This window comes from Allobosea sp. LjRoot90, assembly GCF_964254315.1.
In the GTDB taxonomy this organism is placed as follows: Bacteria; Pseudomonadota; Alphaproteobacteria; order Rhizobiales; family Beijerinckiaceae; genus Allobosea.
In genome coordinates this window covers 910,400-923,040 of record NZ_CAXUTF020000001.1, presented here as the reverse complement: position 1 = coordinate 923,040, position 12,641 = coordinate 910,400, and the positions used below count along the sequence as shown (strand labels likewise).

The 12,641-nt window shown below is 66.8% G+C and carries 14 protein-coding genes; 11 read left to right on the top strand and 3 right to left on the bottom strand.

The window, feature by feature from the left end:
* Positions 1–75: 75 nt before the first annotated feature.
* Complete coding sequence (locus tag ACSQ3M_RS04440; RefSeq protein WP_436148847.1) at positions 76–834, bottom strand: GntR family transcriptional regulator; 759 nt, start codon at positions 832–834, stop codon at positions 76–78.
* A 102-nt stretch (positions 835–936) separates the two neighbouring features.
* Between ACSQ3M_RS04440 and ACSQ3M_RS04435 the strand changes: the two genes are divergently transcribed.
* The 6 genes from ACSQ3M_RS04435 (at position 937) to ACSQ3M_RS04410 (ending at position 6,178) form a co-directional block, all read left to right on the top strand.
* Positions 937–1,224, top strand: coding sequence for a UxaA family hydrolase (locus tag ACSQ3M_RS04435; protein ID WP_126111567.1), 288 nt, complete (start codon positions 937–939; stop codon positions 1,222–1,224).
* Positions 1,225–1,426: 202 nt separating this feature from the next.
* Complete coding sequence (locus tag ACSQ3M_RS04430) at positions 1,427–2,578, top strand: UxaA family hydrolase (protein WP_436149289.1); 1,152 nt, start codon at positions 1,427–1,429, stop codon at positions 2,576–2,578.
* 32 nt (positions 2,579–2,610) lie between these two features.
* Positions 2,611–3,210 (top strand): GNAT family N-acetyltransferase, encoded by a 600-nt coding sequence (locus ACSQ3M_RS04425; protein WP_436148846.1) that lies wholly within the window; start codon positions 2,611–2,613, stop codon positions 3,208–3,210.
* Positions 3,207–4,259, top strand: coding sequence for a YeiH family protein (locus ACSQ3M_RS04420; RefSeq protein ID WP_436148845.1), 1,053 nt, complete (start codon positions 3,207–3,209; stop codon positions 4,257–4,259). Before ACSQ3M_RS04425 ends, ACSQ3M_RS04420 begins: the two co-directional genes overlap by 4 nt.
* Before the next feature lie 24 nt (positions 4,260–4,283).
* Complete coding sequence (locus tag ACSQ3M_RS04415) at positions 4,284–5,216, top strand: hydroxyacid dehydrogenase (protein WP_436148844.1); 933 nt, start codon at positions 4,284–4,286, stop codon at positions 5,214–5,216.
* Positions 5,213–6,178, top strand: coding sequence for an Ldh family oxidoreductase (locus ACSQ3M_RS04410; RefSeq protein WP_436148843.1), 966 nt, complete (start codon positions 5,213–5,215; stop codon positions 6,176–6,178). The genes ACSQ3M_RS04415 and ACSQ3M_RS04410 overlap by 4 nt, the downstream gene beginning before the upstream one ends.
* Positions 6,179–6,300: 122 nt before the next feature.
* Here the strand turns inward: ACSQ3M_RS04410 and ade are convergent, their stop codons facing one another.
* Positions 6,301–8,007 (bottom strand): adenine deaminase, encoded by a 1,707-nt coding sequence (ade, locus tag ACSQ3M_RS04405; RefSeq protein WP_436148842.1) that lies wholly within the window; start codon positions 8,005–8,007, stop codon positions 6,301–6,303.
* Between the two features lie 83 nt (positions 8,008–8,090).
* Between ade and ACSQ3M_RS04400 the strand changes: the two genes are divergently transcribed.
* The 5 genes from ACSQ3M_RS04400 (at position 8,091) to ACSQ3M_RS04380 (ending at position 12,265) form a co-directional block, all read left to right on the top strand.
* Complete coding sequence (locus ACSQ3M_RS04400; RefSeq protein WP_436148841.1) at positions 8,091–8,789, top strand: metal-dependent hydrolase; 699 nt, start codon at positions 8,091–8,093, stop codon at positions 8,787–8,789.
* A gap of 196 nt (positions 8,790–8,985) precedes the next feature.
* Entirely contained in the window at positions 8,986–9,273 is a 288-nt protein-coding gene (gene gatC, locus ACSQ3M_RS04395; RefSeq protein ID WP_436148840.1) for an Asp-tRNA(Asn)/Glu-tRNA(Gln) amidotransferase subunit GatC, read from the top strand.
* Positions 9,274–9,334: 61 nt separating this feature from the next.
* A complete protein-coding gene (gene gatA / locus ACSQ3M_RS04390) occupies positions 9,335–10,849 on the top strand; it encodes an Asp-tRNA(Asn)/Glu-tRNA(Gln) amidotransferase subunit GatA (RefSeq protein WP_436148839.1) in 1,515 nt (504 codons plus the stop codon).
* A gap of 98 nt (positions 10,850–10,947) precedes the next feature.
* A complete protein-coding gene (locus ACSQ3M_RS04385) occupies positions 10,948–11,835 on the top strand; it encodes a PhzF family phenazine biosynthesis protein (protein ID WP_436148838.1) in 888 nt (295 codons plus the stop codon).
* A 10-nt stretch (positions 11,836–11,845) separates the two neighbouring features.
* Positions 11,846–12,265 carry a VOC family protein gene (locus tag ACSQ3M_RS04380; RefSeq protein ID WP_436148837.1) on the top strand — a complete coding sequence of 140 codons (420 nt, stop codon included), beginning with the start codon at positions 11,846–11,848 and terminating at the stop codon, positions 12,263–12,265.
* Between the two features lie 4 nt (positions 12,266–12,269).
* On the opposite strand, the gene ACSQ3M_RS04375 is transcribed toward ACSQ3M_RS04380, so the two are convergent.
* Entirely contained in the window at positions 12,270–12,632 is a 363-nt protein-coding gene (locus tag ACSQ3M_RS04375; RefSeq protein WP_436148836.1) for an MmcQ/YjbR family DNA-binding protein, read from the bottom strand.
* Positions 12,633–12,641: the final 9 nt, after the last annotated feature.

Genomic DNA, 12,641 nt, shown 5'->3' with positions numbered 1-12,641 from the left:
GAAACTTTAGAAATCTTCGGTAATGCCCTGATCATGAACGATCAGCTCAAGTGCCTTTGTCGAATGGGAAGCGATTCAGCGCAGGTCTGAGAGGTAGTGGACCTCCTGGGTCAGACATAGGCTGAGCCTGCGCTCGACCGGCGTGCCGTCGAGCGACAGGGCGATGCGATCGATCTGCAAGGCGGGCTCTCCTGGCGACACCCCAAGGGCGGCCGCGTCGTCCGCCGCAAGCGTCACCGCCTTCAGCCGCTCGCGCGCATTGGCGATCGTGATGCCATAGCGGCCGGCGTACAGGCTGTAGAGATTGTTCGGGATCGGCCCATCCTCCAGGCCGGGGAAGAGCTGCTGCGGCAAGCTGAGCGTCTCGACGATCAGCGGCGCACCGTCGAAGGAGCGGGCCCGGCGGATACGGGTGACCGCGGCATTCTCGGCAAGATCCAGGGCCGCGCGTTCAGCCTCGTCGGCCGGGCCGGTCGTCACCGAGAGGACGACGCTGTCGGGAAAGCGCGGCTCGCCGCGATCGGGCGCCAGCTTGAAGAACTGGAACAGGATGCGGCGCTCGTCATGTTCGGCGACGAAGGTGCCGCGGCCCTGGCGCCGGACGACAAGGTTCTCGGCTGCAAGTTCGTCGAGCGCCTTGCGGACCGTGCCCTGGCTGACGCCGATCTCGGCGGCGAGCTGGCCTTCGCTCGGCAGCACCGCGCCAGGCGCCCAGACGCCATCCATGAGCCTGCGCACGAAGATCGCTTTGACCTGTCGGTAAAGCGGCCGGAAGCCCAGCGCCTCCGGTGTGTCCGGCCCGCGCGGCGGCCCTGCGATTTCGAGCTTGTGCACACTCATATGTCTTATATAAGACTTGGGCGCAGCCACGTCGAGGCCCGATTTCGCAAACGGAGCCGCGACGTGCAGATCACGGAAACGGTCAGGGAGCCCGCCATGAGCAAGCCGCATCTGCTGGTGCACGAGAAGAAGGACACGGTCGGTGTCGTCGTCGTCGAAGGCCTGAAGGCCGGGACCGACATGCTCGGCGTCGTCACCCACGACAATTCGGATTTCCGCCTGACCGCCAAGATGGACATCCCGATCGGACACAAGGTCGCGCTCAAAGCGATCAAGAAGGGCGACACGATCTGGAAGTACGGTCAGGACATCGGCAAGGCGATCGCCGATATCGGGCAGGGCGAGCATCTCCACGTCCAGAACGTCAAGACCAAGCGCTGGTGAGCCCGGCTCTCCGCTGATCCCGATCTCCGGGCTCCCGTCAGGTCGAGCCCAAACCTTCAGGAAATCGCCAATGTCCTCCATCGTCGCCAATTTCGACCTCGTCAAAGGCAAGCTCGCCCGGGTGAAAGGCCGCAAGATCGAGGCGCCCGGGTTCAAGACTCCGTTCGTCAAGCGCCCGACCGGCCGCAGCCTCGATTCCTTCATGGGCTGGCGCCGCGAGAACGACCGCGTCGGCGTGCGCAACCACGTCCTGCTGCTGCCGCTGGACGATCTCTCCAACGCCGCCTGCGAGGCCGTTGCCAACAACATCAAGGGCACGCTGGCGATCCCGCACGCCTATGGCCGCCTGCAGTTCGGCGAGGACCTCGACGTCCATTTCCGTACGCTGATCGGCACAGGCTCGAACCCTAACGTTGCCGCCGTCGTGGTCATCGGCATCGAGGACGGCTGGACCAAGCGCGTCGTCGACGGCATCGCCAAGACCGGCAAGCCGGTCGTCGGCTTCGGCATCGAGGGGCATGGCGACATCGCCACCATCGCCAAGGCCTCCTATGTCGCCAAGGAGTTCGTGCAATGGGCGACCGAGCTGCCGCGCACCAAATGCGGCATCGAGGAGCTCTGGGTCTCGACCAAGTGCGGTGAGTCGGACACCACTACCGGCCTTTCGTCCTGCCCGACCGTCGGCAACATGTACGACAAGTGGATCCCGCGCGGCGTCTACGGCGTCTTCGGCGAGACCTCGGAGATCACTGGCGCCGAGCACCTGTGCAAGGCGCGCGCCGCGACCCCGGAGGTCGGCGAGCGCTGGTACAAGATGTGGAAGGCCTATCAGGACGACGTCATCGAGGCCCACAAGACCGACGACCTCTCGGATTCGCAGCCGACCAAGGGCAACATCGCTGGCGGCCTGACCACGATCGAGGAGAAGGCGCTCGGCAACCTCGAGAAGATCGGCCGCGAGTGCAAGTTCATCGACATCCTCGAACCGGCCGAGGCGCCGCAGAAGGGGCCGGGCCTCTACTACATGGACACCTCCTCGGCGGCGGCGGAGTGCGTGACATTGATGGCGGCGGGCGGCTATGTCGTGCACACCTTCCCGACCGGGCAGGGCAACGTCATCGGCAACCCGATCGTCCCGGTCATCAAGATCACCGGCAATCCGAAGACGATGCGCACCATGCCCGAGCACATCGACGTCGACGTCTCTGGCATTCTGCGTCGCGACCTCACCATCCCGCAGGCGGGTGACGCCCTGATCGAGAACATCGTGCGCACGGCGAATGGCCGCCTGACGGCTGCAGAGGCTCTCGGCCATCGCGAGTTCTCGATGACCAAGCTATATCGCAGCGCCTGAGGAGCAGCGTCTCTGGGCGCGACGAGGCAAAAGTGTCGGACAGGATCGTTTCCAAGATCGTTTCATTGCATGCGCCGGGGCGGGACGTGCTGCCCGCTTATGTCCGGGCGCTGGAAGCGGGCTGGTCGCCGAACACAATGCGCAATGTCGCGCCCGAGCAGCTCGCCGCGATCGCGACCGATTCCGACGCTTTCATCGCCGGGCTGAACGGGCGCGGCGGCAAGATCCGCCTGCATGACGGCAGCGAAGTCGCGCGCCTGCCGGACATGATCCGCTGGATCATCGCCGCCGATCAGCCGAGGCGTCCCTTCGTCGGCAGCATCAACCTGCGCTGGCAGGAGGACGATGCCGGCAGGCCGGTCACGGAGCTGCCGTCGCACGTGCTGGGCCATGTCGGCTACACCATCCTGCCGAGCCAGGCCGGGCGTGGCTATGCTACCGCAGCGCTTGCTGCCGTGCTCGCCGAGGCGCACGCCATCGGGCTGCCATTCCTCAAGATCACCTGCGACACGCGCAACGCAGCCTCGCGACGGATCATCGAGAAGAATGGCGGGCGTTTCACAGAGAGCTTCGTCGCGCCATTCTACGGGCCGGAGGAGCGGCTGATGTATCGGATCGATCTGCAATCATGACTGAAGCAGCTGCCTTGCGTCTGACCAATGGTCTCGGCCGGCTTGTTTCGGGCATCGCCCTGTCTGCGGCTGTGGCGATCGCCTCCGTGCTGGCCGAGCCCGTCCTGAAGCAACTCGCCGGCGGGCGCGTCGGCATCCCGGCCGTGGTGATCGCGCTGGTGATCGGCATGCTTCTGCACCCGATCGCCAACACCAGGCGCTTCGAGCCCGGCATGACCTTCTGCGTCAAGAAGCTGCTGCGCTGGGCGATTGCGCTGCTCGGCCTGCGCGTCGCGCTTGGCGATATCATCGCGCTCGGCCTGGGCACGGCGCTGCTCGTCGTCTTCTCCATGGTGGCGACCGTCGTCAGCGGCTTCGCGCTGGCGCGCCTGCTCGGCCGCGAGCCCGGAGTCGGCGCGCTCGCCGGCGTCGCAACGGCAGTCTGCGGCGCTTCGGCTGCGCTCGCGACCGCAACGGTGGTACCCGATTATCGCAACAAGGCCGCCGACACCGCCTTCACCGTGATCGCGATGAACGTGCTCGCGACGGTCGCGATGCTGGCCTATCCGCTGCTCTGCGTCTGGCTCGGCCTCTCGCAGCAGCAGACCGGCGTGATGTTAGGGGCGACCATCCATGACGTCGCGCAGGTCGTCGGCGCTGGCCAGGCCGTGTCGGACGATGCGGCGAACGCCGCGGTGATCGTCAAGCTGTTCCGGGTCTTCCTGCTGCTGCCTTCGGTGCTGATTGTCGGCTGGTGGCTGACGCGCCACGGCGAAGCCCATGGCCATGCCAAGGTGCCGGTCCCGGTCTTCGCCTTCGTCTTCCTCGTGATGTGCCTGGTGAACAGCGTGCTGAGCACGCAGGCCGGGCTGGCGGGCCTTTACCTGCCGGTGCGCGACATCCTGCTCGAAGTCTCGCGCTGGGGCCTGCTGATCGCGATCGCGGCGCTCGGCCTCGGCACCTCGATCGCGGCGATGGCCCGGCTCGGCTGGCGCCACCTTGCCCTCGTCACCGGAACCAGCCTCGTCATCCTCGTCGTCGCCACGGGCGGTATCATCCTGCTCGGCTGAACGGCTCTCACAGCGGAAACAGCCATGACCGATATCGTCATCACCGAATTCATGGACGAGACGGCCGTGGCGGCGCTAAAGGCGCGCTACAGCGTGCATCACGACCCGGATCTCTTCGGCAAACCCGATGAGCTCGCGCAGCTCGTGGCCGAAATCCCGGCGCTGATCGTGCGCAACCAGACGCAGGTTCGCGGCGCGCTGCTGGCGGGTGCGAAGAACCTCAAGGTCGTCGGTCGGCTCGGCGTCGGCCTCGACAATATCGACATGGAAGCCTGTATCGCGCGCAGAATCCAGGTCTTCCCGGCGACCGGCGCCAACAGCCTGTCCGTGGTCGAGTATGTGATCGGTACGGCGATGACGCTGCTGCGCGGCGCCTATTTCGCCAACGCCGCCATGATCGCCGGCGAGTTCCCAAAGACCAGGCTGATCGGCCGCGAGATTGCCGGCAAGCGCATGGGCCTCGTCGGCTTCGGTGCGATCGCCCGAGACGTCGCGCGGCATGCCAGAGCGCTCGGCATGACGGTCACGGCTTACGATCCCTATGTTCCTGCCGATGCGCCGGTCTGGCAGGGCATCGAGAAGCTCGAGCTCGACGCGCTGCTTTCGAGCTCTGACGTGATCTCGATCCATTTGCCGCTGACGCCCGAGACGCGCGGGCTGATCGGCGAGGCGGCCTTCGCGACGATGAAACCCGACGCGATCCTGATCAACGCGGCCCGTGGCGGCATCATGGACGAGGCAGCGCTGGTCGCGGCGCTGAAGGGTGGGCGTCTCGGCGGCGCGGCACTCGACGTCTTTGAGCAGGAGCCGCTCAAGGCCGATGGCGCCAAACTCTTTGCCGGCACGCCGAACCTGATCCTGACACCGCATATCGCCGGCAACACGGTGGAATCGAACGGGCGCGTCTCCGGCCTCGTCGCCGAGCGCGTCATCGCGGCGCTGGAGGGGCGGGCATGACGCGGCTGTCGCTGGAGGCGGCCGAGCAGAAGGTCGCCGACCTCTTCATCGAGGCCGGCGCCTCGCCCGCCAATGCCGCCTCGGTCGCGCTGGCGTTGGTCATGGCCGAGGCCGACGGCCTCAAGGGGCACGGGCTTTCCCGCGTGCCGACCTATCTCTCCATGTTGAAATCCGGCAAGATCGATGGTCAGGCCGTGCCGATCGCGCGCCAGCCGAAGCCCGGCGTACTTGCGATCGACGCCGCCCATGGCTTTGCCTATCCGGCGATCGACCTCGCGGTGATCGAATTGCCCGAGATCGCCCGCAAGCAGGGCATCGCCGCAGCGCCGATCCGCCGCTCGAACCATTGCGGCGCCGCCGGCCTGCATGTCGAGCGGCTGGCAGAACAGGGCCTCGTCGCGCTGCTCTTCGCCAACACGCCCGGTGCGATGGCGCCCTGGGGCGGCGCCAAGGCGGTCTTCGGCACCAATCCGATCGCCTTCGCCGCGCCGCTCGCCGGACGCGAGCCGCTGGTGATCGACATGGCGTTGTCCAAGGTGGCGCGCGGGCCGATCGTCGCGGCGAAGCAGAAGGGCGAGGCAATTCCGGAGGGTTGGGCACTCGACGCCGCCGGCAAGCCGACAACCGATCCGGCGGCCGCGATCGCCGGCACCATGGTACCGCTCGGCGACGCCAAGGGCGCGACGCTCGCCATGATGGTCGAGATTCTGGCTGCGGCGCTGGTCGGCACCCATTTCGCCTTCCAGGCCTCGTCCTTCCTCGACGACAAGGGCGGTCCGCCCGACACCGGCCAGCTCATCCTCGCCATCGACCCCGCGGGCATGGGCGGAAACTGGTTCGCCGAGCGCATGAGGATGCTGACCCATGCGATCGAGGAGCAGCCGGGGACGCGACTGCCGGGTGTCAGGCGGCTGGGGCTGCGCGCCAAGGCGCGGGCCGAGGGGATCGAGGTCGATCTCTGAGGCAAGTCGTCATGCTCGGGCTTGACCCGAGCATCTCAGGCAGGTCGAGGCGCCGATCGGCACCTTCTCGTCATGAGATTCTCGGGTCTGCGCTTTGCTTCGCCCGAGAATGACGGTGAGAATCACGCGAAATCGAATCGATCAACATCGACAAGCCCTTTGTCAGTGATCTTCAGATGCGGGATCACCGGCAGGGTCAGGAAGGCGACCTGCAGGAAGGGCTCGGCCAAGACGACGCCGAGCGCCTTTGCCGCCGCGCGCAGGCCTTCGAGCCCGTGGCGCACCGTCTCGAAAGGCTGGTCACTCATCAGCCCAGCGACGGGAAGTGCCAGCTCGGCCACGACCTTGCCATCATCGGCCACAGCAAAGCCGCCGCCGATCTCGATCAATCGGTTGGCCGCAGCCGCCATCGAGGCTTTGTCGACGCCGACGACGCAGAGATTATGGCTGTCATGGCCGACGGAGGAGGCGATCGCGCCATGCTTCATGCCGAAGCCATGGACGAAGCCGGTGGCGATGCCGCCATTGCGGCCATGACGCTCGATCACCGTGACCTTGACGGCGTCCTGATCGAGATCGGGCAAAGCGAGGCCGTCGCGGGCTGGCAAGCGCATGGAAAGCCGCTCGGTGATGATCCGGCCCGGCACGACGCCGATCACGAGCGTCTCGCCCTCGCGCGCCTTCGCCGCGAAATCCTCCAGCGCGAGCTTGCGACTGCGGACGCTGTGCAAGCCAACTGGTGAAACCGTCTTGCGATCGGCGAAGAGCCCGTCCTCGACCAGCCGGCCGCCAGCGAAGACCTGCTTGACGCGGCAGGCGGCCAGATCATCGACCAGCACGATATCGGCGCGTTTGCCCGGGCCGATGAAGCCGCGATCGTACAGCCCGAAATTGCGCGCGGCCGAGAGCGAGGCGACGCGATAGGTCGCGAGCACGTCGGCGCCGTGGGCGATCGAGGTGCGGATCATGAAGTCGAGATGGCCTTCCTCGGCGATGTCGAGCGGGTTGCGGTCGTCGGTGCAGAAGGCAAGGAAGGGCGAGGCATCGCGCGTGATCAGCGGGATCAGCGCATGCAGGTCCTTCGAGACCGAGCCCTCGCGGATCAGGATCGCCATGCCCTTGGCGAGCTTTTCGCGGGCCTCCTCGGCAGTCGTGGTCTCGTGGTCGGTGCGGATGCCGGCGGAAAGATAGCCGTTGAGGTCGAGCCCCCGGACCAGCGGCGCATGGCCGTCGATATGCCGGTGCGAGAATGCCTCCAGCTTGGCAAGGCAGCCGGGATCGCGGTGGAGCACACCCGGGAAGTTCATGAACTCGGCGAGACCTATCACCTTGGGATGGTCCATGAACGGGGTGAGGTCGGCAGCTTCCAGCGCCGCGCCCGCCGTCTCCAGATGCGTCGCCGGCACGCAGCTCGATAGCTGCACGCGCAGATCCATCCGCATCTCTTCGGCGCAGGCGAGGAAATAGCGGATGCCCTCGGCGCCAAGCACGTTCGATATCTCGTGCGGGTCGCAGATCGCGGTGGTAACCCCGTGCGGCAGCACGCAGCGCTCGAATTCGAGCGGCGTCACCAGCGAGGATTCGACGTGCAGATGGGTGTCGATGAAGCCGGGGACCGCGATCAGGCCGGTGGCATCGAAGCTCGCCTTGCCCTCATAGCGGCCATGGGTGCCGACGATCGTGTCGCCGCAGAGTGCGATGTCGGTGTCGACCAGATCGCCCGAGACGAGATCGAACAGCTGCGCGCCGCGGATGACGAGGTCGGCTGGCTCGTCGCCGCGCCCTTGCGCGATCCGGCGGGCGAGGGTGGCTGCGTCGGTCATGGTCATGGGCTCCGGGTTCAGGCCGGCTTGGCTACGCCATCTCGCCGGCCTAGACAGGCGCTGTCCAGTCGCCTTTCGCGGAGACCATCATGCAGCTCACCTGGTTCGGCCATTCAGCCTTTCGCCTCGACCTGCCCGGCGCCTCGGTCCTGATCGATCCATTCTTCTCCGGCAACCCGGCTTTCGAGGGAGATGTCGCTGAGGTGAGCAAGGGCGTCAGCCATATCGTCGTCACCCACGGCCATGGCGACCATGTCGGCGACACGCTGGCCATCGCGGCTGCGAACGACGCGACGGTGATCACCAATTACGATCTGTGCATGCACCTCGCCTCGAAGGGTCTGAAAAAGTTCCAGCCAATGAACACCGGCGGCACCGTCGATCTCGGCGCCTTCTCGGTGACGCTGGTCCGGGCCGATCATTCCGCCGGCATGGGCGAGGCCAGCGTAGCCGTTCCGGTCGGCAACGCCAATGGCGCGATCATCAAGGCGGCCGGTGAGAAGACGCTCTGGCACATGGGCGACACCGACATCTTCGCCGACATGGCGCTGCTCGCCGAGATCCACGGCGTCGAGATCTGTATCTGCCCGATCGGCGACCGCTTCACCATGGGCGCCAGGACGGCGACGCTGGCGATGACCCGCTTCGTCAAGCCGAAGGTCGCGATCCCGTGCCATTACGGCTCGTTCCCGATCATCGCCAAGGATGCGGCGGTCTTCGTCGAGGGGCTGAAAGGCAGCGGCATCGAGGCGCTGGTGCTTGAGAAGGGCAAGGCGGTATCCGTCTGAAGTGTCTCGTCATTGCGAGGAGCGTAGCGACGAAGCAATCCAGGGGCCGTCGAGTGAGCCATCCTGGATTGCTTCGCTCCGTTCGCAATGACGCGATGACTTCAATAAGCGCTTACTTACTTTCTTGCAGCCCGCGCGCTATACGCCTCGCAACCATTTCCGGCGCCGTTGCGCCGATCCCAGCAGGAGCCCGCCCATGTCGGTCGACGCCGCCACCGTCAAACGCGTCGCGCATCTCTCGCGCATCGCCGTCGATGATGCGGATGTGCCGAAGCTGCAAGGCGAGCTCAACGCCATCCTCGGCTTCGTCGAGCAGCTCAACGAAGTCGATGTCTCCGGCGTCGAGCCGATGACCTCGGTCACCCCCATGGTGATGAAGAAGCGCCAGGACGTCGTGACCGACGGCGAGATCGCCGCCGAGATTGTCGCCAACGCGCCGGCCTCCGAGGACAATTATTTCATGGTGCCGAAGGTGATCGAGTGAGCGCCTGAGGCGCTCCGCTCACCGTCATCGCCCGACCGCATATGTTTTACGGATATTCCCCGTGACCGATCTCACCCGCCTGACCCTGACCGACGCCCGCGACGGGCTGAAGGCCAAGCAGTTCTCCGCCACCGAACTCACCAAGGCCCATATCGCCGCCGTCGAGCAGGCGAGGGCGCTGAACGCCTATGTGCTGGAGACCCCTGAGCACGCGCTGAAGCAGGCTGCCGCCTCCGACGAGAAGCTGGCCAAGGGCGAGGCCGGCCCGCTGGAGGGCCTGCCCCTCGGCATCAAGGACCTGTTCGCGACCAAGGGCATACGCACCACCGCTTGCTCGCGCATCCTCGGCAACTTTGTGCCACCCTATGAGTCGACCGTCTCGTCGCAGCTCTGGCGCGACGGCGCCGTCATGCTCGGCAAGCTCAACAATGACGAATTCGCCATGGGCTCGTCGAACGAGAGCTCGGCCTTCGGGCCGGTGGTCAACCCGTGGCGCCGCCAGGGCACGAATGTCGGGGCAGGGGCTGCCGGTGCGATCGAGGGCAACCATCTCGTGCCCGGCGGCTCGTCCGGTGGCTCGGCTGCGGCCGTCGCCGCGCATCTTTGCCTCGCCGCCACTGCGACCGATACCGGTGGCTCGATCCGCCAGCCGGCCGCCTTCACCGGCACGGTCGGGATCAAGCCGACCTATGGCCGCTGCTCGCGCTGGGGCATCGTCGCCTTCGCCTCCTCGCTCGACCAGGCCGGGCCGATCGGCAAGACCGTGCGCGACTGCGCGGTGATGCTGCGTTCCATGGCCGGGCACGACCCGAAGGACACCACCTCGGTCGATCGCGCTGTGCCTGACTACGAGGCCTCGGTCGGGCGCTCGGTCAAGGGGATGAAGATCGGCATCCCCCGGGAGTATCGCCTGGAGGGCCTCAACGCCGAGATTGACGCGCTCTGGCAGCAGGGTATCGACTGGCTGAAGGCGGCCGGCGCCGAGATCGTCGAGATCTCGCTGCCACACGCCAAATACGCGCTGCCGGCCTATTACATCGTCGCGCCGGCGGAGGCCTCGTCGAACCTCGCGCGTTATGACGGCGTCCGCTACGGCCTGCGCGAGCAGGGCCGCGACATCGTCGAGATGTACGAGAAGACCCGCGCCGCCGGCTTTGGCGCCGAGGTCCGGCGCCGCATCATGATCGGCACCTATGTGCTGTCCTCGGGCTATTATGACGCCTACTATTTGCGCGCCCAGAAGGTGCGCACGCTGATCAGGCGCGATTTTGAAGCTGTCTACGACCAGGGCATCGACGCCGTTCTGACGCCGGCGACGCCATCCGCCGCCTTCGGCATCGGCGAGAAGGGCTCGGCCGACCCGGTCGAGATGTATCTCAACGACGTCTTCACGGTGACGGTGAACATGGCCGGCCTGCCCGGCATTGCCGTGCCGGCTGGCCTCGACAGCCAGGGCCTGCCGCTCGGCTTGCAGCTGATCGGCCGCCCCTTCGACGAGGAGACGCTGTTCTCGCTCGGCCGGGTGATCGAGGAAGCGGCCGGCCACTTCCCGGTCAGTGAGCGTTGGTGGGCCTGAGCGCGCCGCCGCTTGATCGGTCGCATTCCGAATCCTGATTTCTCTGGCGCCGCGTCGGGTGGCAGTCTCCGGGCCTGATCAGGCTGCCGGAGACCGCCATGCCGTCCTACCCGTTCGAGACCGTCGACGTCTTCACCAACAGCCGCTTCGGCGGCAACCAGCTCGCCGTCTTCACCGATGCGCGCGGCCTCTCCGATGCCGAGATGCAGGCGCTGGCGGCGGAGATGAACTACAGCGAGACCACCTTCGTGCTGCCGCCGAGCGATCCGGCCAACACGGCGCGCGTCCGCATCTTCCATCGCACCGCCGAGATGCCCTTCGCCGGCCATCCCAATGTTGGCACCGCCTGCGTGCTCGCAGGCCATGGCCGCGACAGCGACGGCATCCTGCTGTTCGAGGAGCTGGCCGGCCTCGTCGAGGTCCGGGTTGCCCGTAATGCCGCCGGGCTGGTGACGGGCGCGACCATCGCCGCGCCGCAGGCGCTCTCGCTCGACATCCAGTTGCCGGCCGACGCCATTGCGGCCTGCGCCGGCCTTGCGACCGAGGATGTCCTCACCGGCCGCCATCCGCCGCAGCAGGCCTCTGTCGGCGTCAAGTTCGTCCTCGTCGAGGTCACGCCGGAGGCGCTGACGCGCGCGCTGCCTGATATCGCGGCCTATCGCCGGCTCGAACAGGCCAATCCGGCCCTTGAGGGGCGCCTGTCGATCTTCTTCTACGCCTGGGATGGCGACAGCGTCCGCGCCCGCATGTTCGCGCCGCTCGCCGGTACCTGGGAAGATCCCGCGACCGGCAGCGCCAGCGCCACCCTGGCGGCACTAACCCTATCGCTCTCCGACAAGGACAGTGTCGCCTTCGACATCACGCAGGGCGTCGAGATGGGCCGCCCGAGCCTGCTGCATGTCGCGGCCCGGCGCGTCGACGGCAAGATCCGCGCGACCGTCGGCGGTGGCTGCGTACCGGTGCTGCGCGGCGAGGCGACGGTCTAGGGCGCGCGCGATGTTCAGCCATGTCACGGTGGGCAGCAGCGACCTCGAGCGCGCTGGCCGCTTTTACGATGCCGTGCTCCTGCCGCTTGGCCTGAAGCGGCGACCGGTCACACCGGATGGCGGGCCGGCTGCACTATGCTGGATCATGCCCGGTCAGAGCCTGCCGCGCTTCTATGTCTATGAGCCGTTCGATCGCCAGCCCGCGAGGGCCGGCAATGGTAGCATGGTCGCGTTCCTGGCCCCGTCCCCAACGGCTGTCGACATCGCCTACGCGGCGGGCCTGAAGGCCGGCGGACAGGATGAGGGCGCGGCAGGACCGCGCGCACACTATGGCGAGGGCTATTACGGCGCCTATCTGCGCGATCCCGACGGCAACAAGGTCCATATCGCCTATCGCGGCGACATCGCCGACGTGAGTGGAAGACCGTAGCCGCTCAACCGTCGAACCCGAGCTCCTTGCGGAGCTTGCGCGTCAGCCCCGCCGCGACCAGCCGATGGCTCTCGCGCAGATAGTCGCGGAAAGCGTCGTCCGGCAGGCTCTCGTCAGAGAAGCGCTGGATCCACTTGATCCCGCGCGAGGCGAGGTAAGGGGCAGGGCGGCAGCCCGGCGCATCGCGCAGCATCTCATAGGCCATTGGCGAGCATTTGAACGAGACGAACAGCGTGCCTTCGGCGTCAGCGCGAGCCAGCGCGAACACCTTGCCGCCGACCTTCCAGACATCGGCACCACCCCATTGCACGACATGGCTGGTCGCGGGTAGGGCGGCGCAGAAGGCGTTGTATTCGGCGAGAGTCATGGTGTCCTG

Coding starts and splice junctions, on each gene's coding strand:
- ACSQ3M_RS04435 (WP_126111567.1), top strand. CDS start 937: ATGAGCAAGCCGCATCTGCTGGTGCACGAGAAGAAGGACACGGTCGGT.
- ACSQ3M_RS04430 (WP_436149289.1), top strand. CDS start 1,427: ATGGGCTGGCGCCGCGAGAACGACCGCGTCGGCGTGCGCAACCACGTC.
- ACSQ3M_RS04420 (WP_436148845.1), top strand. CDS start 3,207: ATGACTGAAGCAGCTGCCTTGCGTCTGACCAATGGTCTCGGCCGGCTT.
- ACSQ3M_RS04415 (WP_436148844.1), top strand. CDS start 4,284: ATGACCGATATCGTCATCACCGAATTCATGGACGAGACGGCCGTGGCG.
- ACSQ3M_RS04410 (WP_436148843.1), top strand. CDS start 5,213: ATGACGCGGCTGTCGCTGGAGGCGGCCGAGCAGAAGGTCGCCGACCTC.
- ade (WP_436148842.1), bottom strand. CDS start 8,007: ATGACCATGACCGACGCAGCCACCCTCGCCCGCCGGATCGCGCAAGGG.
- ACSQ3M_RS04400 (WP_436148841.1), top strand. CDS start 8,091: ATGCAGCTCACCTGGTTCGGCCATTCAGCCTTTCGCCTCGACCTGCCC.
- gatC (WP_436148840.1), top strand. CDS start 8,986: ATGTCGGTCGACGCCGCCACCGTCAAACGCGTCGCGCATCTCTCGCGC.
- ACSQ3M_RS04385 (WP_436148838.1), top strand. CDS start 10,948: ATGCCGTCCTACCCGTTCGAGACCGTCGACGTCTTCACCAACAGCCGC.
- ACSQ3M_RS04380 (WP_436148837.1), top strand. CDS start 11,846: ATGTTCAGCCATGTCACGGTGGGCAGCAGCGACCTCGAGCGCGCTGGC.
- ACSQ3M_RS04375 (WP_436148836.1), bottom strand. CDS start 12,632: ATGACTCTCGCCGAATACAACGCCTTCTGCGCCGCCCTACCCGCGACC.